This is a genomic window from Marinobacterium mangrovicola (assembly GCF_004339595.1).
In the GTDB taxonomy this organism is placed as follows: domain Bacteria; phylum Pseudomonadota; class Gammaproteobacteria; order Pseudomonadales; family Balneatricaceae; genus Marinobacterium_D; species Marinobacterium_D mangrovicola.
Map to the genome: position 1 here is coordinate 97363 of NZ_SMFU01000010.1, position 23227 is coordinate 120589.

The following is a 23227-nucleotide window of genomic DNA, read 5'->3' on the forward strand; positions in this document are numbered from 1 at the left end:
GTCGTTGAGCGGTTGGTTTAGCTGGAGAGCATCTCCTGGTGCTTGCTGGCCAGGCCCAGGTAGGCCTCGATCACACGGGGATCGTTGGCAAGGTCGGCGGCGTCGCCCTGCATGGCAACCTGCCCGCCTTCGAGTACATAGGCGTAGTCGGCCACTTTCAGTGCGGCACGGGCGTTCTGCTCTACCAGCAGGATCGATACGCCCTGGCGACGCAGATCGGCAAAGATACGGAAGATCTCGCGGGTGATCAGCGGCGCCAGGCCGAGGCTTGGTTCATCCAGCATCAGCAGCCGCGGTTTGGCCATCAGGGCGCGACCGATGGCGAGCATCTGACGCTCGCCGCCAGACAGGGTGCCGGACAGCTGTTTGCGGCGCTCCCACAGGCGCGGGAACAGGCTGTAAACCTCGGACAGGGTGGTTTCGTAACCACGGTCGCCACGGCGGTAGCGCTGGAAGGCGCCGAGCTGAAGGTTGTCTTCCACGCTCATACTGGTGAACAGCTCGCGTTTTTCCGGTACCAGCCCCAGGCCCTTGCCGACCATCTGTTCTACGTCCGGCATCTTGTAGAAGTTGCCGTCGAAGTGAACATCCCCCTTGGATTTGAGCATGCCGATAATGGCCGACAGCAGGGTGGTTTTGCCGGCTCCGTTGGGACCGATAACGGTGACGATCTGGCCTTCGCGGACCTGCAGGTCGATACCGGTGACGGCCTCGACCATGCCGTAGGAGACATGCAGCTGTTTAACATCCAGCAGCAGCTCGCCAGAGCTGTTGTTGGCATGAGTTGCGATGTTGCTCATCAGTCGGCGCCTCCCAGGTAGGCTTCAAGTACGGCCGGGTTAGTCTGGATCTCTTCCGGCAGGCCTTCGGCGATCTTCTCGCCAAACTCCATCACCACGATGCGATCCACCAGCCCCATAACGAAGTCCATATCGTGCTCGACCAGCAGGATCGCCATGCCTTCGCTACGCAGTTTGCTGAGCAGCTCGGCCAGCGCCTGTTTCTCCTTGTGACGCAGACCGGCGGCTGGCTCATCCAGTAATAGCAGGCAGGGATCGGCACAGAGTGCGCGGGCGATCTCAAGGATACGCTGCTGGCCCAAAGCCAGGCTGCCGGCTTCCTCGTAGAGATAGTCACCAAGGCCAACGCGTTTGAGCTGGCGCTCCGCTTCCTGCAGCAGGCTGGTTTCCTCCAGGCGCTCCAGGTGCAGTGCCGAGCTGATCACGCCCTTGCTGCCGCGCAGGTGGGCACCGATCGCCACATTTTCGAGAACGGTCATGGTCGGCAGCAGTTTCACATGCTGGAAGGTACGGCTCATGCCCAGGTTAGCCACATCCCTCGAGCTTTTGCCCTTCAGGCTGGCGCCACGGAACAGCACTTCGCCGGAGGTAGGAGTGTCCACGGCAGATAGCTGATTGAACATGGTACTCTTGCCGGCGCCGTTAGGACCGATCAGCGCCAGGATCTCGCCGGCGTGTACCTGCAGGTTCATCTCCTTGTTGGCCACCAGACCGCCGAACTGTCGGGTAACGTCCTTGGCTTCCAGGATCAGCTCGCCGCGCTCCGGCAGATTGCGCTGCGGCAGTTTTGGAGCCTCGGTTTTACCGGCTTCCGGCAACAGCTTTTTCTTCTGGCGCAGGCGGGCTGGGACCAGTTTGACCAGCATGGGCCAGAGGCCGCCCGGGGTTTTGTGCATGATCAGCACGATCAGCAGACCGAACACGATGTGCTCGTAGTTACCCTTGTCACCAAAGATCAGCGGCAGCAGATCCTGCAGCCACTCTTTGGCCATGGTGAGTATGCCAGCGCCAAGCAGCGCGCCCCAGACATTGGCGACGCCGCCGATCAGCGCCATGAACAGGTAGTCGATACCCATGCTCAGGCCAAAGGGCGTCGGGTTGATAAAGCGCTGGTTATGGGCATAAAGCCAGCCTGACAGGGCGGCAAACAGCGCCGAGATCAGGAAGATCACGATCTTCGAGCGGAAGGTGTTCACACCCATGGACTCGGCCATCAGCTGTCCACCTTTCAGTGCCCGGATCGCGCGGCCTTCGCGGGAGTTAAGCAGGTTCTGGGTGATCCACATCGCCAGTAGCAGGATGACCCAGATGAGATAGAACATCTCTTCGCCCTTATCCAGCGGCATACCGAAGAGCTCGATCGGCGGCAGTCCGCTGATACCGGAGTGGCCGCCCAGCGTATGGGATGTGCCGAACAGGTAATATAGGGAGATGCCCCAGGCGATGGTACCCAGTGGCAGATAATGACCTGACAGACGCAGTGTCAGGGCACCCAGGGTCAGTGCCACCACGGCGGTGAGCACCAGGCCAACCAGCAGAGACAGCCAGGCAGAGCCAGAGGTCCAGGCCAGCCAGGCAGGTAACTGGTCGGTGGCGGTCAGGTAGGCGGTGGTGTAAGCGCCCAGGCCTACAAAGGCAGCCTGGCCGAAGCTGGTCATGCCGCCAACGCCGGTCAGCAGTACCAGGCCCAGGACGACCAGCGCGTAAAGCCCGATGTAGTTAAGCAGGGTAACCTGGAAGGTTGGCAGCACTGCAGGTGCCAGTCCGACCAGTACTACAAAAAGGATCACTAAGTGACGAGACTTCATTCTTCGTCCTCCACATGACTGCTGTTGATGGAACGCCAGAGCAGGAACGGGATGATGAGCGTGAAGACGATGATCTCCTTGTAATTACTGGCCCAGAACATGGAGAAGGCTTCGATCAGGCCTACGGCCACGGCGCCGATGGCGGCCAGCGGGTAGCTGATCAGACCGCCGATGATGGCGCCGACAAAACCCTTGAGGCTGATAATGAAGCCGGAGTCATAGTAGAGCGTGGTGATCGGTGCGATCAGGATGCCGGAGGCCACACCGATGAAGGCGGCCAACGCAAAGGTCGCTTTGCCGGCGAAGTCGGGGGAGATCCCCATCAGGCGAGCGCCCATGCGGTTAACGGCGGTGGCGCGCAGCGCCTTGCCGTAGAGGGTACGTTCGAACGCCAGGAACAGGGAAACGATCAGGAACAGAGAAACCAGAATGACCCAAAGGGTCTGGCTTTTCAGCATCACGTTGCCGACCTGGAAAGTGGCGGCGCTGAACGGTGCAGTACGACCGCCCTCAGGCCCGAACATCAACAGGCCGACGCCAACCATGGCTACGTGTACGGCGATCGATACGATCAGCAGCACCAGCGGTGGCGCCGAAGCGATCGGCTGGAAGAAAATGCGGTACATGATGGGGCCAAGGGGCACCAGAATCATCAGCGTGAGCAGTACCTGCGCCGCCATATGGATCTCCTGCAGCGGCAGGGTCTCCACCAGGATCACCATGATTACGGCGTAGGCGAGTTTCAGACCGATCCACTGCGCCTTGCGCGCTTCCATGCCGTTGGTCACCAATTGCTTGAGATCGAGACCGGCGTCCAGTGCCATCATGATCATCAGCAGCCAGACAATTGAAGAGTCCTGGCCGGACTGAAAGGCGTACATGGTCAATGCGCCGAAGGTGACAAACTCTCCCAGCGGGATAAGCAGTATACGGGTAACGGTAAACACCAGGATTATCGACAGCGCCAGTAACGCGTAGATGGCGCCGTTGGTAATGCCATCCTGGCCCAGCAGCATGGCTATTTGTAGATTCATTGTGCGATGTCCTCAACGTTGTCGCCCAGCCAGAGTCGAACCTGTCCCCGGTTAGCGGTGGGTCCGGGTGTCGTTAAGTGTTGGGTGGCTACTTGCATGTTCGACGGCTGTTGTTCGAGCAGCAGCCGGGCATCGATAACACCCGGCTGGTGTTCGATTTACTTCAGCAGAGTCCAGCTGTTGTTTTCGACCTGGATCAGCTCGCGCCCCCGCTCGTCAAAACCGCTGTGGTCTTCCGGGGTCATGTTGTAAACGCCCTGGGTACCCGCCATTTCGCTGGTGTTTTCCAGAGCATCACGCAGCGCTGAACGGAACTCGGGGGTACCGGGTTTGCCGGACTCCAGAGCGGTCGGAATAGCGTTTTGCAGCAGCAGGCCGGCATCGTAGACATTGCCGCCGAAGGTCGCCGGCGTTTCACCATGCATCGCTGTGTAATCCGCTACGTACTTGCTGGCGATCTCCTTGGCGGGGCTGTCCGGTACTTCGTCCAGTACCAGCATCAGGCTGGCAGCGAGAATGGTGCCCTCAACGGCCTGACCACCGAGCTTAAGGAAGGGATCCAGTGCGGCGCCGTGAGTCTGGTAGATCTGGCCGGCATAACCTTGCTCTTTCAGAGTGGTTTCCGGCATCACCGAAGAGCTGCCCGGTGCTGCGATCAGCACGGCATCGGGGCTGGACATCATCACTTTCAGGCTCTGGCCGGTGATAGAAGTGTCCTGACGCTGGAAGCGCTCCACGGCAGTCAGCTTGATACCAGCTTCGGCACAGAGCTTGGCCATAACCAGGGACCAGTTTTCACCATAGGGGTCGGCGGTACCGATCATGCCCAGAGTCTTCACACCGCTGTCGACCATGTGGCCCACCAGCGCTTTGGCGATCAGCTCGTCGTTCTGAGTAGTCTTGAAAACCCACTTTTTATCTTCAGTCATCGGCAGCACTACGGCCGCGGTGCCCACAGGTGCGAGCATCGGCGTGCCGGATTCCGCGGCGAACTGGATTACCCCCATGGCGTTAGGAGAGCCGCTTGGGCCAATGATGGCGTCAACCTTCTCGTCTTCGATCAGTTTCTTGAACGCTTTGACCGTGGCTGAAGGGTCGCTGCTGTCATCCAGAGAGATATAGCTAATGGTCTCGCCGCCAGCCGTGGTTGGCAGCAGCGGAACGGTGTTTTTCTGTGGAATGCCAACCAGGGCGATCGGGCCCGTAGATGAGGTGACGACGCCGACTTTGACCTCGGCCTGGGTGGCTGTAGCAGTCAGTGCGGAGCCAAGAATTAGCGCGGGTAGGGTTTTCTTCAACAGCATGACGGTCTCCAGGGGGTAAAACATAGGTGTTTTGGTCTGGGGTGTTTTGGTCCGGCCTGTTTTTCGTGCCTGACGTCAATGACTTAGCAGGCGCCGTGCCAGAAATGCCTGGTGCACCAGATCTGGATCATCGTTTTGGGGCTGGAAATGTGCTTGTAAAAGTTTCCGGGAGAAGCAGTTCCTGTTGCGTTTTTATGACGCTGAAAACTTAGGCTTTTCATTGAAAAATCAACCTACTTGCACTCAGGTTATTGAGGGGGAATTTGTTTCCTGGTGAACTATTTTTTAGCTCAAAAAAGTTCTAGTTTAAGTCATAAAATAATGATCGTTTTTTATGTTTTATTCTTCCTGATTTGCGTCTTTGTATCCTTGTTTTAGTCCTTTTGAAAAACTTGTCTTATGTCTATAAAACAAATCAAAAACAATGGTTTATGTGTTTTTATTGGGCTTTTTTAAGGTGTATCGAATGCGCACCAATAGTGAGCGTTTTACAATTTTCTGCACCGAAAAGAGGCTTTTATTTTTTTGGATTAATCAATTGACAATTCAATTAATAATTAGGATTTTAGAAAAGAGCGCAGGGTATTGCGCCTCAGCAAAAGGTCGCTATTCCAGGGCCTTTTAAATCGAGATTCTAGTTATGGGTAAGTCGATGACTATCGTGGTTCAGTCCCTGGCATTGGGTGGTGAAGGTCCAGACATCATGGTGAAAGACACCATTGATGTGGCTGGCTATCAGACCCGTGCCGGAAGCCGGGCGCTGGAGCAGGTAGAGCCGGCTCAGTCCCACGCTGAGGTTGTTCATCGCCTGCTCGATGCCGGTTGGCATATCAACGGCAAGACCAATCTGCACGAGCTCGCCTTCGGTACCACCGGAATCAACAACTGGACCGGAACGCCCGAGAATCCCAGCTTTCCTGATCGCGTCCCGGGTGGCTCATCCAGTGGCTCTGCTGCTGCGGTAGCGGCAGGACTTTGTCAGGCGACGCTCGGTACTGATACCGGTGGCTCCATCCGCACACCGGCCGCCTGTTGCGGTGTCTTTGGACTCAAGCCCAGTTTCGGTCGCGTCAGTCGCGAAGGTGTGATGCCGGCGCAGACCAGCCTGGATTGCGTGGGTCCGTTCGCCCGCGATATGGCCACGCTGATCAATGTGATGCAGGCGCTGTGCGCCGATTTTGCCGAGCTGCCGGATGTGAACGCTGCCCGCATAGGTGTCGTTGATATCGCCGCCGAAGAGATCAACCCTGAGGTTAAAGCGGCTATTGAAAATGCACTTTCAGGTAGCGAAATGCAGGCTAAAAGCGTTGATCTTCCGAATATGGCCGCGGCTTACGATGCGGGTATGACGGTGATCAATCGCGAGTCCTGGGTCGCCAGTGGCGACTGGGTCGGTACCGGTCTTGTCGGTGAGGATGTGGCTCAGCGTCTGTTGGCGGCCAGCCAGACAACCGACGCCGAGCTGGAGCAGGCTGAAGCCGTACGCCGTGCGTTTACCGCCGAGGTGGATGCCGCATTGGAGTGCTGTGAAGTACTGGCGCTACCGACCATGCCGGATTATCCGGCACCTCTTTCTGAAGCGGGCGATACCCGCGCACTGTTGGGTATGACCCGGTTTGTTAGACCTTTCAACCTTAGCGGCCATCCGGCCATCACCATTCCTCTGGTCAGCGCTGCGGGCTTGCCCGTGGGTCTTCAGCTGGTAGCGGCACGCGGCGCCGATGAACTGCTGTGCGCAGTGGCGTCTGCAATTGCCAGCCGGATCAGTACCAGAGCAGAAGTTGAGTAACAGGAGACCAGAGACCATGTCTGGATATCAGATCGATAAATCGCTCTGGGGTGGATCAGAGTTCGATGACCTGCTTGCAGAGGTGCGCAAGCGCCGTCAGGAGTTTGAGGATCAGCAGTACATTTCCCAGGATATCATCGAACGTTTCCGGAAGATCGGTGTATATCGCGCCATGGTTCCGAAAGCGTTGGGCGGTGATGAGCGTAGCCCGATGGAGTTTCTGCAGATGGTCGAAGCGATCGCTGCAGCAGACGGCTCCGCCGGCTGGGTGGCCAGCTTTGGTATGAACCCGGCCTACCTGGCGGCCCTGCCGGTAGAAACCATCGACAAGGTCTGGGCCAACGGCCCGGACGTGGTGTTCGCCGGCGGGATTTTCCCGCCGCAGAAGGCGGAGCGTGTCGAAGGCGGCTTCATGGTCAGTGGTACCTGGAAGTTTGGCAGCGGCAGCATGGGCGCATCGCTGATCGGCGTCGGCATTAAAGACGACAACGAGAAGCTGCCGCGCATGGCGGTGCTGCCGGCCGAAAAAGTCAGCATCAAGCCCAACTGGGATGTGATCGGCATGGTCGGTACCGGCTCCCACGATCTGGTTGTGGATAACCAGTTCGTACCGGAAGAGTGGACCTTTGTCCGCGGCGGCGAGCCCAACCTGGATTCCGATTTCTTCCGTTACCCGAGCCTCTCCTTCGCGGCTCAGGTACTGGCGATCACCGCCGCGGGCCTGGCCCGTGAAGCGCTGGATGTGGTTCAGGGCGAAGCCGCCGGCCGCAAGTCGGTGACCGGTGCGCCCAATCTCGGTGAGCGTGAATACGCGCAGATCGAGATCGCCCAGGCGGAAGCCAAGCTGCGCTCCTCCCGCGCCTTCTTCTATCAGGCCACCGAAGAGGCATGGGACGCGGTGCTGGCAGGCGGCAAGCCGACCCCCGAACAGACCAACCTGGTGCGTCTGGCGACCACCAACCTGGCGCACGAGTGTGCCGAGGCGATCCGCCTCACCTACGAGGTCACCGGCATGACCGGCGCCTTCAGCAGCCATCCGCTGTCCCGCATTCTGCGTGACTCGAGCATGGTGACCCAACACGCCTTTATGGGCCGCATCACGCTGAAAAATGCCGGTGCGATGTTCTTCGGTCACGACCCGCTGCCGGGTTACCTCTAACAGCCTGCTAAGCGCCGGTTTCGAATCAATTAACAGGAGATATACACATGAGCGAGAAGAAACCCCTGCGAGTCCTGTTCTGCATGGGCATCAACCAGAACTTCATGGACGCTCCCCGCGAAGAGCAGCTCGATGTCTGGGCCGCCTTTGGCGAAATGTGGAACGGCATTCACGACATGGAAGGTGTCGAGGTGATCGGCAACATGGATGACGACCAGAGCATGGTCGGCCCGTCCCCCGGCTATCCCTGGACCACCTATCTGCTGGCCGATGTGGCCGACTACGACACCGTCTGTGCCTGCTGCAACCTGTTCCGCAGCACTGTGGTGGGTGAAACCCCCTACAAACTGTGGCGCTACGCCAAGGTGGAAGCGCGCATCGGCCGTGAACTGATCGTGCAGCGCGCCTGAGGTCAGCCGGAATGAGTGAAATCGATACCGCCAGCCTGAGTGCCGTGCTTGAGCGACTGGATGCACTGGAAAGCGAAAATGCGATCCGTCGCTGCATCAACCGCTACATGGATCTGTGCGATCACCTGGATGCCAGCACACCGATGGATGAGCTCGGTGACCTGTTCACCGAAGACGCGGTGTGGGAAGGCAAGGGCGCCCGTTACGCCAACAGCTTTGGTGGGCATAAGGGACGTGACGCGATCGTGGCGATGCTGGGCAAGTACTGCGTTGAGCCCGCCCACTTCGCGGTGAACGTCCACTACCTGAGCTCCGAAGTGATCCGGGTAGAGGGCGATTCGGCCCACGGCAGCTGGAACATGCTGCAGGTGTCCACCTTCAGTGCCGGTGGTTCGCACCTGAACAGCGCGCGGCTGGAGATCGATTTCCGCAGAGAGCAGGGGCCGCAAGGACTGCGCTGGCGCATGGCGCACTTTCAGACCGAAAACCTGTTCAGTCGCCCGGTGGATCACTGGAACAGTGAAGCGCACCTGCCGGTGCCGGAAAAGTAGCCAGTCGCCAGTCCCGGACAGACAACCCGAATTTAACGTGAGATAGATCGATGAGTGACCTGATTGATATGAAAGATGTCGATGCCGTATGCATCGGCCAGCGCGCCGCCGACATGGTTGATGACGAGAACGGCCGCGTTAAAAAAGCTCTCTATTCCGATACCGAGATCTTCGAGGAAGAGCAGGACCTGGTGTTCAACAAGAACTGGATTTTTGTTGGCCACGAAAGCGAAGTGCCGGAGAAGGGCAGCTTCAAGACCGCCTGGATCGGCCGCCATCCGGTGATCATGAGCCGTGACCGCAAGATGAACATCCACGTGCTGCAGAACCGCTGCCGTCACCGTGGCGCCACCGTCTGCGAAGGCCGCAAGGGGAAGACCAACGCCTTCACCTGCCCCTACCACGGCTGGGGTTACGGTCTGGACGGTTCGCTGCGTGCGCTGCCGAAGCCGGAAGAGTACGACAACGTTTTCGACAAGAGCGAAATGCCGCTGGAGAGCCTGCGCTGGGAATCCTATCAGGGCATGGTGTTCGCCACCTTCAACAACGATATCGAACCGCTGGAAGAGTTTCTCGGCGGCGCCAAGAAGTGGATCGACCTGTTTATGAAACAGGGCGGCGGCTACCCGGTGAAAGTGCTCGGCGAGCACCGTTTCAACTTCCCGGGCAACTGGAAGATCCAGCTCGAGAACACCACCGACGCCTACCACTTCCCGATCGTGCACAAGTCCTTCGTGACTTCCCTGGACGACGCCACCGCTGACATCTTCGACTTCCTCGATGGCGAAGGCTTCGTCGAAGACCTGGGCAATGGCCACAGCGTCATGGTGATGATTCCGCAGCTGGTGGATCTGGAAGCGGATCTGGATCAGCCGATCCCCGAACGCTTCAACGAGCTGGCCCAGGCGCTGCGCGACGAAGGTAAAGACGAAGATGAAGTGAAGAAGCTGGTGCGTGCCGCTCACGGTACCGGTTTCAACCTCAACCTGTTCCCTAACGTCTCCTGCTCCATGGCGTTCTTCCGTGTCCTGCGTCCGGTCTCCGTGAATGAAACCGAGATCCAGCACGTGGCGCTGGGTGGCGAAGGTGCGCCGTCCGCGTTCAACCAGAAGCGCATGCGTCTGCATGAGCACTTCCAGGGCCCCATGGGCTTCGGTACGCCGGATGACGGTGAAGCCTGGGAACGTGTGCAGAAAGGCTCCATGGCTGGCGAAGACGGCTGGATCCTGGTGAACCGCGGTATGACCAAGCTGCGCACCTCGGAAGACGGCAACCCCCAGGGTGCGGTCTGTTCCGAAACCGGTATGCGCGGCGCCTACCGCAAGTACAAGCAGGTGATGTCCACCGCAGCCAACGCCGAGGAGAAGTAAGCATGAAATCCAATACCCAACTGCTCGCCCAGGTCACCGAATTCATCGGTTACGAAGCGGACCTGCTGGATCACAAGGGCTACCAGGACTGGCTGTCTCTATGGACCGAGAAGGGGCTGTACATCGTGCCCACCGACCTGGATGAAACCGATTACCTGAACACCGTGAACCTGGCGCTGGATGACGCCGACATGCGTCGGATGCGCGTAGCGCGCCTGGAAAACGGCGAGTCCGTTTCCGCCAACTCCGTTGGTTACACCGTGCGCATGATGTCCCGTATCCGCGTGCTGGAAGCCGGCGATGATGTCGTGATCGCCCGCTGCGCCATGACGCTGAACGAGCTGCGCCACGGCAAGCTGGTGACCTACCCGGCCAACGTGGAATACACCCTGAAGCCGGTCGATGGCGGCTTCAAGCTGGACCGCAAGGTGGTGAAGCTGCTTCACGCCGATGGCTTCCTGCGTACCGTCAGCTTCATTTTCTAAGAGGTCGCCCATGTCTACAGCACAAGCACAGGTGGCGCTGGTTACCGGCGCCGCCCAGGGGGTTGGCTTCCATATCGCCCAGCGCCTGCATCAGGCGGGCTACAAAGTAGTGGTCAGCGATATCAACCTGGATGCGGCACAGAAGGCGGCGGAGCAGCTCGACGCCAGTGGCGACAGCGCCATGGCGGTGGCACTCAACGTGGCCAGTAAAACCGACTACGAAACAGCGCTGGCTGCCGTGCTGGAACGCTGGGGCGAGCTGCATGTGCTGGTGAATAACGCTGCCGTGACCCGCGCCACGCCGGTGATGGAGATCTCCCTGGAGGAGTTCAACGAGGTGGTGAACATCAACCTGGGCGGCATCTTTGCAGGCTGTCAGGTGATCGGTGGCTACCTCGCCTCCAAGGGTTACGGCCGCATCATCAACATGGCGTCCCTGGCGGGCCAGAACGGCGGTACCTCTACCGGTGCGCATTACGCGGCCTCCAAGGGCGGCATCCTGACGCTGACCAAGGTGTTCGCGAAAGAACTGGCCAGCGGCGGTGTCACCGTCAACGCCATAGCGCCGGGTCCTATCGATTCACCGATGGTGAAAGCGCTGGTGCCGGAAGAACGCCTGCCGACGCTGCTGTCGGCAATTCCCGCCGGGCGTCTCGGCGATGCCGACTTTATCGGAGACGTGGTAGTGCAGCTGGCGCGACCTGAAGCCTATTTCACCACCGGGACCACCTGGGATGTGAACGGCGGCCTGTTCATGCGCTAGGGCGCAGAACGCCCGTCTGGAAACCATTGAAAACTGTATCGCGACGCGGCTGAGCCGCGCGCTGGATGTGCCGACCAAGGGTGTCGGGTGGAGAGATACGATGACTGACGAACTGCTGAGTGTAGTAGTGCGCAAACGTGAACTGCAGGCCGAAGGGATAGTGGCTCTTGAGCTGGTGGACCCGAGCGGTAAAGCGCTGCCTGCCTTCGAGGCGGGGGCGCATATCGATCTGCATCTGGGCGACGACCTGATCCGTCAGTACTCCCTGTGCAACGATCCGGCTGACACCAGCGCCTATCGTGTCGGTATTCTGCGCGACCCCAACTCCCGCGGCGGTTCGGTGGCGGTACACGACAGACTGCATGAAGGTACCGAGCTGCAGATCAGCGCGCCGCGCAACCTGTTCCCGCTATCCGAGGCGGCGCAGCGCTCCATCCTGATCGGCGGCGGTATCGGTATCACGCCGATGATCGCCATGGCCTATGCGCTGCACGCAGCGGGCAAGGCGTTTGAGCTGCACTACTGCGGCCGTTCCCGCACCACCTGCGCCTTCGTTGATGATCTGGCCACCAGCGCCTTTGCCAGCCAGGTGCGGTTCCACTTTGACGACGAGCAGGATGGCGGAAGCATCGATCTGGATAGCGCCTTCGAGGGCGCCGATGACAGCACCCATATGTACACCTGCGGTCCCAATGGCTTCATGGAGTGGGTGATGCAGAGCGCCCGCGACAAGGGTTTTGCCGAAGACCATATCCACAAGGAGTTCTTCCAGGTGGAAGTGGAAACCGGCGGTGAGGCGTTCGAGGTTTATGCCGAGCTCAGCGATGTCACCGTCACCGTGCAGCCGGACGAGAGCATCGCCCAGGCGCTGAACCGGGCCGGCATGAAAATCAAGGTGTCCTGCGAGCAGGGCACCTGCGGCACCTGCCTGTGCGATGTGAACGAAGGCATTCCCGACCACCGCGACGTCTTCCTCACCGAGGAGGAGAAAGAGGACAACGATCAGATGCTGATCTGCTGTTCGCGGGCGAAAACGCCGCGTCTGGTACTCGATCTCTAAGCCAGCGGCCATCGAATTAAGGAGAGAACAATGATCGATCTCGAAGCATTCCGTAACGGTATGGCGTTGCTCGGTGGCGCCGTATCGGTGATATCCACCGACGGCGAAGCCGGCAAGTTCGGCTTTACCGCCACCGCAGTCACCAGCGTCACGGCGGAGCCGCCGACCCTGCTGGTCTGCATGAACCGTAACTCCTTTGCCAATGAGCACTTCAAGAAAAATGGCGTGCTCTGCGTCAACGTGCTCTCCGGCAGCCACCAGAAGCTGTCCGGCGATTTTGCCAACCCGAAACTGACCAGCGAAGAGCGCTTCGCCAGCCACGGCTGGACCAATCTCACCACCGGTGCGCCGGCGCTGGATGAGGCGCTGGTGAACTTCGACTGCCGCATCGCGGATATGCACGAGGTGGGCTCGCACACGGTGTTTTACTGCCAGATCGTCGATGCCCGCCAGAGCGGCAGCGATGAAGCACTGGTCTATTTCAACCGCGCTTACCACTGTTTGGGCGAGCGTTCCGTCGCCGCCAGCTGATCCAGTTACAGATTCAACATACCTATAAAAACGCTGCTCGCGTTTTCGTGAGCGAAGCGCCCCAACGTGTCGAGAAATGCCGATGTCGGCTTTTTAAATCCATCTGATCGGTGGGTAAAAGTTGTAACCCAACGCATGCGCCAAGCGCATCGACATATATCGAAGGATTAGAACATGTTGAAGCATCACTCGCGAAAGACCGGGATCTCCCTGGCGGTAGCGGCAGCGCTCCTGTCTCCTCTGGCCGCTCAGGCGGGCTTTGTGGAAGACAGCAAGATCAAGCTGGATCTGCGTAACTTCTACCTGGACCGCAACTACGACGGGGATACTCCGGATGTGGGCAGCTGGTCCCAGGCAGCGGATCTGCAGTTTTTCTCCGGCTATACGGATACGACGATCCAGTTCGGGCTCGACATGTCTGCAACCGGTGCATACATCTTTGATTCCGAGGGTAACGATGGCTCTCTGCCGTACGATGCCGAGAAGGATGACACCCCCGACAGCTACGGCCGTGCCGGTGCGACGCTGAAGGCCAAGTATGGCGAAACCGAGCTGACCATCGGTGATCACCGTCCGCATCTGCCGGTGGCCTGGGATGATGACAGCCGCGTGCTCGACACCATCTACGAGGGTGCGATGCTGCACTCCACGGCGATCGACAACCTGGAGCTCACCGCCGGTCGTTTCTGGGAAGCGGTCACCCGTGATTCCTCAGATAAAGAGGAGCTCTACGTCTTCCGTGGTCAGGATGAGAACCGCTCCGACGGTCTGGATTTCTTCGGTGCGACCTACTCCTTCCCGATGAACATCAAGGGTACTTACTTCTTCGGCCGACTGAACGACTTCTACGATCAGCACTACTACGGGCTTGAGCACCTGGCCGGTTTCGAGAACGGCATGAAGCTGAAGACCGACCTGCGCTACTTCGATTACGAAAGCGAAGGCAAGGAGTATGAGGGTGACATGGATGTGGATGTGGTCAGCACCATGGCTACCCTGTTGGCCGGTAACCACATGTTCGCGCTCAGCTATCAGAACGTGAAGGGTGATCGTCCGGTGCCTACGCTGAACGGTTATATTCCGCAGCCTTACACCGTGCACTGGTCATCCGCCGCCTTCATCATGCCGGATGAGCGCTCCTGGGGTGTGCGTTACGGCTACAACTTCAAGGACCTCGGTTTGCCGGGCATGAAGCTGTTCACCCGTTACATCAAGGGTACCGATATCGATATCGCCGGTGGCACCGATGAGTCCCAGTCCGAACGCGATATCTATGTGAGCTACGAGATGCAGAACGCAGCGCTGAAAGGCCTGAAATTCGACCTGCGTAGCATCGCCCATAAACGTAGCTGGGCCGATGATTACGATGAATATCGTTTCATCACCACCTACACGTTCAACTTCTAAAAGCGGTAAAGCGTTTAACCGTTAAACCTTGGGCCGGTCGATCTCTGGCCGGCCCTGCGCTTTGATGCCGCCGTTGCTTGTCGCCCGGAGCGGAACCAACGGCGCATTGAAGCGCATGAAACTGCCGTGGAAGAATATCCCCCCTTCTATTTGAGCGTCGGCAGTTTCCTTGGGAGAGCCCGGCTCTCCCTTTTTGCGTTTCAGTCACAGGAGTAAGGCATGCGTCGATTCTATCGCGGCAGCAACATGGAGCGGGTTCAAAGCGTAGCGGAGATGGCTGCACTGGCCAGGCATAAGCTGCCGCATTTCGCCTGGGAGTACCTGGCGGGAGGCGCCGACAACGAGGTCACGCTGGCCGCCAACCGCAGCGTCTTTGATCGCTATGGGCTGGAGGCCAAGACCCTGCAGCCCTGTCATCCGCCGGCGGTTTCCCGGCAGCTGCTGGGCTGTGCATCTTCGCTGCCCCTGGCGATCGCGCCCACCGGCTTTAACGGCATGCTTTATCCACAGGCGGATATCGAGCTGGCTAAAGCGGCTGCCCGCAAGGGTATTCCTCTGGCCCTGAGTACCGTATCCAACGCCACCATGGAGCAGGTGCGTGCCGCTGCGCCGGATCTGGCGTTCTGGTTTCAGCTTTACCCCATGCGCGACAGTCGCGTGCAGGTGGATATGATCAAACGCGCCCAGGCGGTTGATGCCGCGGCGCTGCTGGTGACCAGCGATGCCACGGTGCTGGGTAACCGTGAATGGGACCGGCGCAACTTTGCCCGGCCCCGTCAGCTCAGTTTTCGCAACAAGCTCGACGTGCTGCGCCATCCCGGCTGGCTGCGTCGGGTGATGATCCCCTCCGGTGTGCCGATGATGGGCAACCTGGAACCCTATCTCCCCGAGTCGGAACGCAGCGCGCTCGGCGCGATGAAGTTTATCGGTGACCAGATGGACCCGCTGCTCGACTGGGACAAGCTGGCGCGGATCCGCGATCAATGGTCTGGCAGGCTGGTGCTCAAGGGCGTGCTGCACCCCGAGGATGCCGAGCGGGCCATCAGCCTTGGCGTTGATGCGCTGGTGGTAACCAACCATGGCGGTCGCCAGCTGGATGGCGCCATGTCCGGCCTGCAGGCGCTGGCGCGTATCGCCGAGCGGGTGAACGGGCGCATCGAACTGCTGATGGATAGCGGCATCCGCCGCGGCTCCGATGTGGTCAAGGCGCTGGCGCTGGGCGCCAACGGCGTGCTGCTGGGGCGCTCCACGCTCTATGGCGTCGCTGCCGGCGGCAGTCAGGGGGCGGGGCGTGTGCTGGATATCCTCGATGAGGAACTCAAGCGCTGTCTTAACCTGATGGGCTGCAGTGGTATTGATGAGCTGGGGCCCGAGTGGCTGCTGGACGAGCAATATACCCCGCGCCCCTGAGGTGTTTCCCGGCAACGAATTGAACAGGCTCCGCACGGACTGATAGCGCCGGGGCCGCCGAGCTTTAATGAGAAGGTGATTATGAATAACCCTAAAGCGTTGAATACACTTGGCCTGCGTCAGGCGTTGCTGGCGATCGATAACGGCGAGTGCACGGCCGTTGATGTGATTAATGCCTGCTTTGACCGTATCGAGGCGCGCGAGCCGCAAGTCGGTGCCTGGCAATACAGCCTGAGCCGCGAGGTTTATCTCGATCAGTATCTGAGTAACGAGGCGTTTTACCAGCAGAGCCCGCTGAAAGGTCTGCCGGTGGGGATCAAGGACATCATCGATACGGCGGATATGCCCACCGAGATGGGCTCGCCCATCCACAAGGGCCGCATGCCTGTGGATGACGCCAGCTGCGTCGCTCTGATCCGTGCGGCCGGCGGCATAGTGCTCGGAAAAACCGTCACCACCGAGTTTGCCTACTTCAAGCCCGGTAAAACCAGGAACCCTGCGGATCTAGAGCGCACGCCCGGTGGTTCTTCCAGCGGCTCCGCCGCCGCGGTGGCCGATGCCATGGTGCCGCTGGCGCTGGGTTCCCAGACGGCGGCGTCGGTGATTCGTCCGGCGGCTTACTGCGGCAGCGTCGGTTATGTGGGTAGCCGAGGCGAGTTCTCCCTGCGCGGCGGCCAGCCGCTGGCGCAATCGCTGGACTCCCTCGGACTGCTGTCGCGTTCGGTTGAGGATATCGAGCTGATGCGCGCCATTCTGCTGCGCCAGAACGACCCGCTGGCGCAGGCCGATGCGGTGAAGCCCCGCAAGGTGCTGATCTGTCAGGGCGATAAAGTCGGTGAAACCGATCCTGCCATGGTTGAAGCGATCAATCAGGCCGCGGCACTGCTGGAAGGGCAGGGCGTCGAGCTGGTGCAGTTCGAGGATGAGGAGTTTCTGCCGCAGATGGTGCAGCACCACATTCAGATCATGGGTTACGAAGTCGCCCGCAACCTGGTGGTGGAATCCCGCCAGCCAGAACTGCTCAGTGAACCGTTGCAGGACCTGATCAGCTCAGGCCTGGCGATGGAGCGTGGGCTCTACCTTGAATCTCTCAACGCGGCGGCGGTCGGTGGCGACAATCTCTGGCAGCGCTTTGGGGATGTGGATGCGATTCTGGCGCCGGCGGCGCCTGGTGTGGCGCCCCTGGGGCATGAGAAGACCGGTGCACCGCATATGAGCCGTCCCTGGCAGGCGATGGGGCTACCGGTGATTTCATTGCCGGGTCTGGTCGATGAGGCGGGGCTGCCGCTGGGTGTGCAGCTGGTCGGTCGCGCCCATGATGATGATAGTCTGTTGGCGCTGGCGCGCTGGTTTGAGGGGGCTTTGGCCTCAGCCTGATCGCCTCGGTTTACAGCGATCAGAAGTGCCGGCCATCAGAGCCGGCACTCGTGTGATTGGCGGTACTCGCTGGGTGAAAGCCCGGTCTGGCGTTTGAACGCCCGGGAGTACTGGGACACATCCGAAAACCCCCATTTGAACGCAATATCCGTAATGGTCTGCTGCTCCTGATCGGCTCGGACCAGGTCCATTCTGCTCTGCTCCAGTCTCAGGTTGAGAATGTAGCGCGCAACGCTTTCCCCGTTATGTTCAAACGCTCGGTACAGCTTGCGCTTGGAGATGTTCAGCTCTCTGGCGAGAAACTCCGGTGACAGGCGATAGTCGTTGAGATAGCGGCGGATAAAGCGCTCCGCCAGTAGTCGCAGCGGCAGATCCGCTGCTTCTACATCCTGGTTTTCCAGTGCCGGTTTCAGCAGGGCAGTGATCGCCTCCTGGAGTGCACAGCCATCAGGCGTACTCGCACTAAATGGTGCATTTTCGAAGCTTAATTGCAGCAGCATAGTGTGTAGTAACTGACCGCTGAGACTGTTCTGGGAGATCTTGCCGAAGTGGGGAATCTTGCCGAGGCTTTGCTGCAGTCGGTCGCGGGAAAGGTGGACCGAGATCTGGCGTACCAGGCCGCGGGGGATCATGTCGAAGGCCAGACGTGAGTCGGTCAGCGCCATCTCGCCGGGGTGCAGATCGAACTCCGTATTTTGCTTGTTATCGAACCCCATAACCCCTTGAGTTTGAAGGATTAAAAAGCAGTGTTCGTCGTTCTGGGTGTCGCTGATGCGGCGTTCTACGCGCTGGGCGTTGGTTTGTATGTGGGCAACACCGAGGCCGCCGAGGTTTTTCAGCTTGATCTGGCCGATAAACGGCGCGCAAGGGTTGGGTGTGGTGGTGAACTCACCGCAGATCTCGCGTACAGCGTGGTCCCACTGATGGAGATCAGTATTGATCGACATCGGGTAAATCTCCCTGCTTGGCCGGCGAAAACGCCGGAAACTGGTCGAAATATTAGGAAAATATTCACTTGAATAAGCAATTATTATTCCAGCTTCGATCTGTCTCCGGCGCGCCGGTGTCGGCAGGGGAGGGGCGCCGTTAGCGGCGCTCTCTGTACGCCATCAGTAGCAGAGCATCACCGATTTCAGCTCGGTGTAGTCCTCGATGAAGGCGCTGCCGAACTCACGGCCGAGGCCGGAGCTTTTCAGGCCGCCGAACGGCACGGAGGGATCGACGAAGGTGTGCATGTTGACCCAGACGGTGCCGGCTTCGATCTCCGGAATCATCCGCATCGCCTTGCTCAGGTCGTTGGTCCAGACGCTGGCGCTGAGGCCAAACGGGGAGTCGTTGATCAGGCCCAAAAGCTCGCTCTCATCGTCGTAGGGCATGAACGAGATGACCGGGCCAAAGGTCTCTTCCCGCATCAGCGTTTCGCTGGCGGAGCTGGCCTGCACGATGGTGGGTTCGACGAAGTAGCCGGCACGATCCAGGGCGTTACCGCCACAGACGATACGGCTTTCACGCTTCGCCTGTTCCAGGTAATGGCACACCTTGTCGAACTGCGGCTTGTTGGATATCGGACCGAACATCACCGACTCGTCCAGTGGTGAGCCGATCTTCGCCTGGCTGAGGCCTGCGGCCAGCTTGCTGGTCAGCTCATCGATGCGGGAGCGGTGCACAAAGACACGTTCCGGAGCGGCACAGACCTGGCCCTGGTGCACATAACCGGTCTGAAGCAGGCCGCCGACGGCGCGATCGATATCCGCATCGGCGAGCAGCGCGGCGGCGTTCTTGCCGCCCAGCTCTAGGGTGCAGCGGGTCAGGTTGGCCGCCATGGCGGTCTGGCCCACTTTCATGCCGGTGGGCACGGAGCCGGTGAAGGAGACCTTGGCTACATCCGGGTGTTCGATCAGCTGCTGGCCGATAGCGCCCTCGCCGTTGAGCACGTTGATCACCCCGGCGGGGATGCCCGCCTCAATCGCCAGCTCCGCCAGGCGCAGCAGGGTCAGCGGGGTGAACTCGCTGGGCTTGAGCACGATGGTGCAGCCGGTAGCCAGCGCCGCGCCGATCTTCCAGTTGGCGATCATCACCGAGAAGTTCCAAGGGATGATGCCGGCGACCACGCCCACCGGTTCGCGGCGGGTCATGGCGCTGTAGCGCTCGCCCTGCATCGACGGGAAGGAGGGAGTCAGGGTTTCACCGGCGATCTTGGTGGCCCAGCCGGCGTAGTAGCGCAGTGACATGGCGCTCTGTTGCACTTCCAGCATGCGCGACAGGTGGATCGATTTGCCGCTGCAGAGGGTTTCGAGCTGGGCCAGCTCTTCGCCGTTGGCTTCGATCAGATCGGCAAAGCGGTTGATCAGCTGGCCGCGCTCGTACGGAGTTTTCTGCGCCCATTCGCCTTTGAAGGCGCGTTTGGCGCTGGCCACGGCGGCATCCAGTTCCGCTGTGCTGGCGCTGGCCACCTGGGCCAGAGGCTGTTCGGTAGCGGGGTCGATCAGGTCGATTTTAGCGGTGTCGCTGGCGCGGCTGGCTTCCCCGGCGATGAACTGTCCGTGCTCACGCAGCAGGTAGGCTTTGACGCTGTCGAGAATCTCTATCTGTGACATATGGGTTTTCTCTCTCGAAATCGTTGCTTATTAGTTTGAACCGGAGCGATTACTGGGCCTGCAGAATCAGGTCGGCGCCGCGCTCGCCGATCATCATCGCCACGGCGTTGGTGTTGCCGCTGGGGACCTGCGGGCAGATCGACATATCCACCACGCGCAGGTTATCCACACCGTGAACGCGCAGCTGCAGATCCACCACGGAATCCTCGGTGGAGGTGCCCAGCTTGCAGGTGCCGCCTGGGTGGTAGACGGTCTTGATGTTCTCGCGTACGAACGCCTCGAGGCCCTGTTTGTCATCGATGGCGATGTTGTCGGGCTCGATAACGCGTTTGACGATCCGTTTCAGGGATGGCATCTCCAGCACCTTGAGTCCGGTCTGAACGGCGCGGATCTGGTTTTCCAGGTCCTCCGGTTCGGAGAGGAAGTTGGCGTCGATCTCGACCAGTTCGTTAGGATCGCTGCTTTTCAGGCGCACTTCGCCGCGGGATTTGGAGCGCAGATGGCCCACCTTGATCGAGACGCCGTGGGCTTCCGCTTCCGGTTTTTCACCCGGGGTGTTGTCGAAGTTATCCAGCAGCGGCAGGAAGTGCAGCTGGATATCGGGACGTCCCACGCCCTCGCTGTCGACAAAGGCGCCGCCCTCGAGGATGTTGCTGGTCATCAGACCGGAGCGGAACATCTGCCACTGCAGCATATGCTTGACGGCGCTGATGCCCTTATCTTCCTGAAACAGGCTGATATCTTCATTGATAGTGGCGTTCAGTGACATGTGCAGGTGGTCGTGGAAATTCTTGCCCACCGGCAGGTCCAGCTTGGTTTTGACGCCCACCGACTCCAGGTGCTCCTTGGGGCCGATACCGGAGAGCATCAGGATCTTGGCGGAGCCGAAGGTGCCGGAGCTGACGATCACTTGCTTGCGCGCCTTTGCAGTGATCGGAGCGCCGCCCTTGATGGAGTAGGTGACCCCGCTTGCGCGTTTGCCGTCGATATCCACCCGGTGCACCAGGGCGTGGGTCAGCACGGTGAGTTTAGGGTTGCCGGCCACGCGTTTCAGGTAGGTCTGCGAGGTGCTGGCGCGCTCACCCTTGTGGATGGTGGTCTGATAGAAGCCCGCACCTTCCTGGGTCGCACCGTTAAAGTCGTTGGTGTAGGGCAGCCCCATCTGTGCACAGGCACGGATACAGGCCTGGGTCAGCGGATGACGGAAGCGGTTTTCGCCCACCGGTACCGGGCCTTCTTCTCCGTGGTAGCGGTCGCCGAGGCTTTCGTTGGCTTCCGCCTTGCGGAAGAAGGGCAGTACGTCTTCGTAGCCCCAGCCTTCGCAGCCCCATTTCTCTTTCCAGTCGTCATAGTCCTGGTGCTGGCCGCGGATGTAGATCATGCCGTTTACCGAGCTGCCGCCGCCGAGCACCTTGCCTTGGGCGATCAGCATGGAGCGGTTGTTGGCATGCTTCTGCGGCAGTGTCATATAGGGCCAGGACTTCTGCTGGAACACCTTGACCACCGTGGCCGGTATCTTGTGAAACATGCTGGAGTCCTTTTCACCGGCCTCTAGCAACAGCACGCTTCCTGCTCCGTTTTCAATCAGGCGGTAGGCGACGGCACAGCCTGCAGAGCCCGCACCCGCGATAATGTAGTCGTATTCCTGAGTGGACATCTTATCCCTCGATCGAATGTCTAACAGGGTGTTGAAAAATGTTTTCGAGGCAGCCGAGGCAAGCGGAACGCCGCATTCGGCAACGCAGATAGTTTTTCAACGTCCTGCTAAATGTTGGGTTCGTAATTAACTGACCATTTCATTTAACTACTCCGTTTTCACGCCAGGCTTGGCACTGGGTGACAGGGCTTCGGCAATATGTGTCATCAGGATGTAGCAAATAAGCCCGGTTCGGTGCGCCGCTGGTTTCCGTTACAATCGCCTCAGCGAATTCAGGAGAGTTTATGGCCAAGGCAAAAACCGCCTATGTCTGCAATGACTGCGGCGCCGACTACAGCAAGTGGCAGGGGCAGTGCACCGCGTGCAAGGCCTGGAACACCATTACCGAGGTGCGCATCTCTCAGGCGCCGGCCGGTGGCGCCCAGGCGGGTGTGCGCAACGCCCGCTTTGAAGGCTATGCCGGCGGGGCTGGCAAGGATCGGGTGGTCAGCCTTGCCGACGTAAACCTGGAGGAGATGCCGCGCATCCCCACCAGCGTCGGTGAGCTGGATCGTGTGCTTGGCGGTGGCCTGGTGCCGGGTTCGGCGGTGCTGATCGGCGGCCATCCCGGTGCCGGTAAAAGTACCCTGCTGCTGCAGACCACCTGCTACCTGGCGGCGCAGATGCCGGCACTCTATGTCACCGGTGAGGAGTCCCTTCAGCAGGTGGCGATGCGCGCGTCCCGTCTGGGGCTGAAGGCGGACCAGCTGAAGATGCTGTCGGAGACCTCGGTGGAGACGATCTGCGATGTGGCGGATCAGCTGAAGCCGAAGATCCTGGTGATCGACTCCATCCAGGTGATGCATGTCTCCGACGTCCAGTCGGCGCCGGGTTCGGTGTCCCAGGTGCGCGAAAGTGCGGCGTTTCTGACCCGCTACGCCAAGCAGACCGGCACGGTGCTGTTCCTGGTGGGGCATGTCACCAAGGATGGTTCCCTGGCGGGCCCCAAGGTGCTGGAGCATATGATCGACTGCTCGCTGCAGCTTGAGGGCTCCTCCGACAGCCGTTTTCGCACCCTGCGCAGCCATAAGAACCGCTTCGGCGCGGTCAATGAGCTGGGCGTGTTCGCGATGATGGAGACGGGCCTGAAAGAGGTGAAAAACCCCAGCTCGATCTTCTTAAGCCGCGGCGCCGAGCCCAGTGCCGGCAGCGTGGTGATGGTGGTCTGGGAAGGCACCCGCCCGCTGCTGGTGGAGCTGCAGGCGCTGGTGGATACCTCGCACCTGTCCAACCCTCGCCGTGTGGCGGTGGGTCTTGAGGCCAACCGGCTGGCGATGCTGCTGGCGGTGCTGAACCGTCATGGCGGCCTGATGACCGGTGATCAGGATGTGTTCGTCAACGTGGTGGGTGGCGTCAAGGTACTGGAGACCAGTGCGGATCTGGCGCTGCTGCTGGCGGTGGTATCCAGCTTCAGGGATCGCCCGTTGGGGCAGGATCTGATGGTGTTCGGCGAGGTGGGTCTGTCCGGCGAGATCCGCCCGGTGCCCAATGGCCAGGAGCGTATCCGTGAGGCCGCCAAACACGGTTTCAAGCGGGCGATCGTACCGCGCGCCAATGCACCCAAAGAGGGTGTGCCCGGCATCAAGATTGTCGGTGTGGATACCCTGTCTCAGGCGCTGGACGCGATCTGATTTAGCACAGGTGTGTAAGTAAAGACCGCTGACTTGCCATCAGCG

General features: G+C 59.9%; 20 protein-coding genes. 13 read left to right on the top strand and 7 right to left on the bottom strand.

The window, feature by feature from the left end; genetic code table 11:
• Positions 1-17: 17 nt before the first annotated feature.
• The 4 genes from CLV83_RS15990 to CLV83_RS16005 form a co-directional block, all read right to left on the bottom strand.
• Positions 18-800 carry an ABC transporter ATP-binding protein gene (locus CLV83_RS15990; protein ID WP_132294666.1) on the bottom strand — a complete coding sequence of 261 codons (783 nt, stop codon included), beginning with the start codon at positions 798-800 and terminating at the stop codon, positions 18-20.
• Positions 800-2608, bottom strand: coding sequence for a branched-chain amino acid ABC transporter ATP-binding protein/permease (locus tag CLV83_RS15995; RefSeq protein WP_132294669.1), 1809 nt, complete (start codon positions 2606-2608; stop codon positions 800-802). The genes CLV83_RS15990 and CLV83_RS15995 overlap by 1 nt, the downstream gene beginning before the upstream one ends.
• The gene (locus CLV83_RS16000; protein WP_132294672.1) at positions 2605-3642 is read right to left on the bottom strand and encodes a branched-chain amino acid ABC transporter permease; all 1038 of its coding nucleotides are present in this window, start codon (positions 3640-3642) and stop codon (positions 2605-2607) included. Before CLV83_RS16000 ends, CLV83_RS15995 begins: the two co-directional genes overlap by 4 nt.
• Positions 3643-3800: 158 nt before the next feature.
• Positions 3801-4946 carry an ABC transporter substrate-binding protein gene (locus CLV83_RS16005; protein WP_132294675.1) on the bottom strand — a complete coding sequence of 382 codons (1146 nt, stop codon included), beginning with the start codon at positions 4944-4946 and terminating at the stop codon, positions 3801-3803.
• Positions 4947-5598: 652 nt separating this feature from the next.
• On the opposite strand from CLV83_RS16005, the gene CLV83_RS16010 reads away from it, so the two are divergent.
• The 12 genes from CLV83_RS16010 (at position 5599) to CLV83_RS16065 (ending at position 17258) form a co-directional block, all read left to right on the top strand.
• Entirely contained in the window at positions 5599-6735 is a 1137-nt protein-coding gene (locus tag CLV83_RS16010) for an amidase (RefSeq protein WP_132294678.1), read from the top strand.
• A 16-nt stretch (positions 6736-6751) separates the two neighbouring features.
• Complete coding sequence (locus CLV83_RS16015) at positions 6752-7894, top strand: acyl-CoA dehydrogenase family protein (protein WP_132294681.1); 1143 nt, start codon at positions 6752-6754, stop codon at positions 7892-7894.
• Positions 7895-7941: 47 nt separating this feature from the next.
• Entirely contained in the window at positions 7942-8304 is a 363-nt protein-coding gene (locus CLV83_RS16020) for an IacB protein (protein ID WP_132294684.1), read from the top strand.
• A gap of 11 nt (positions 8305-8315) precedes the next feature.
• Positions 8316-8855, top strand: coding sequence for a nuclear transport factor 2 family protein (locus CLV83_RS16025; protein ID WP_207894922.1), 540 nt, complete (start codon positions 8316-8318; stop codon positions 8853-8855).
• A 50-nt stretch (positions 8856-8905) separates the two neighbouring features.
• The gene (locus tag CLV83_RS16030) at positions 8906-10225 is read left to right on the top strand and encodes an aromatic ring-hydroxylating oxygenase subunit alpha (protein WP_132294687.1); all 1320 of its coding nucleotides are present in this window, start codon (positions 8906-8908) and stop codon (positions 10223-10225) included.
• Between the two features lie 2 nt (positions 10226-10227).
• Positions 10228-10710 (top strand): aromatic-ring-hydroxylating dioxygenase subunit beta, encoded by a 483-nt coding sequence (locus CLV83_RS16035; RefSeq protein WP_104005048.1) that lies wholly within the window; start codon positions 10228-10230, stop codon positions 10708-10710.
• Between the two features lie 10 nt (positions 10711-10720).
• Entirely contained in the window at positions 10721-11473 is a 753-nt protein-coding gene (locus tag CLV83_RS16040; protein WP_132294690.1) for an SDR family NAD(P)-dependent oxidoreductase, read from the top strand.
• A 100-nt stretch (positions 11474-11573) separates the two neighbouring features.
• A complete protein-coding gene (locus tag CLV83_RS16045; protein ID WP_132294693.1) occupies positions 11574-12533 on the top strand; it encodes a PDR/VanB family oxidoreductase in 960 nt (319 codons plus the stop codon).
• Positions 12534-12563: 30 nt separating this feature from the next.
• The gene (locus tag CLV83_RS16050) at positions 12564-13064 is read left to right on the top strand and encodes a flavin reductase (protein WP_104005045.1); all 501 of its coding nucleotides are present in this window, start codon (positions 12564-12566) and stop codon (positions 13062-13064) included.
• A gap of 174 nt (positions 13065-13238) precedes the next feature.
• Complete coding sequence (locus CLV83_RS16055; protein ID WP_132294696.1) at positions 13239-14471, top strand: OprD family outer membrane porin; 1233 nt, start codon at positions 13239-13241, stop codon at positions 14469-14471.
• 219 nt (positions 14472-14690) lie between these two features.
• Positions 14691-15881, top strand: a complete 1191-nt coding sequence (locus CLV83_RS16060; RefSeq protein WP_132294699.1) for an alpha-hydroxy acid oxidase — start codon at positions 14691-14693, stop codon at positions 15879-15881.
• An 81-nt stretch (positions 15882-15962) separates the two neighbouring features.
• Positions 15963-17258, top strand: a complete 1296-nt coding sequence (locus tag CLV83_RS16065; RefSeq protein ID WP_132294702.1) for an amidase — start codon at positions 15963-15965, stop codon at positions 17256-17258.
• Positions 17259-17293: 35 nt separating this feature from the next.
• On the opposite strand, the gene feaR is transcribed toward CLV83_RS16065, so the two are convergent.
• The 3 genes from feaR to CLV83_RS16080 all read right to left on the bottom strand — a co-directional run bounded on the left by feaR (position 17294) and on the right by CLV83_RS16080 (position 21512).
• On the bottom strand, positions 17294-18205 hold the full coding sequence (feaR, locus tag CLV83_RS16070) for a transcriptional regulator FeaR (protein ID WP_104005041.1): 912 nt from the start codon (positions 18203-18205) through the stop codon (positions 17294-17296).
• Between the two features lie 162 nt (positions 18206-18367).
• Positions 18368-19855, bottom strand: a complete 1488-nt coding sequence (locus tag CLV83_RS16075; protein WP_132294705.1) for an aldehyde dehydrogenase family protein — start codon at positions 19853-19855, stop codon at positions 18368-18370.
• Between the two features lie 49 nt (positions 19856-19904).
• Entirely contained in the window at positions 19905-21512 is a 1608-nt protein-coding gene (locus CLV83_RS16080) for a GMC family oxidoreductase (protein ID WP_132294707.1), read from the bottom strand.
• 284 nt (positions 21513-21796) lie between these two features.
• On the opposite strand from CLV83_RS16080, the gene radA reads away from it, so the two are divergent.
• Positions 21797-23182 (top strand): DNA repair protein RadA, encoded by a 1386-nt coding sequence (gene radA / locus CLV83_RS16085; protein WP_104005038.1) that lies wholly within the window; start codon positions 21797-21799, stop codon positions 23180-23182.
• Positions 23183-23227 lie beyond the last annotated feature (45 nt).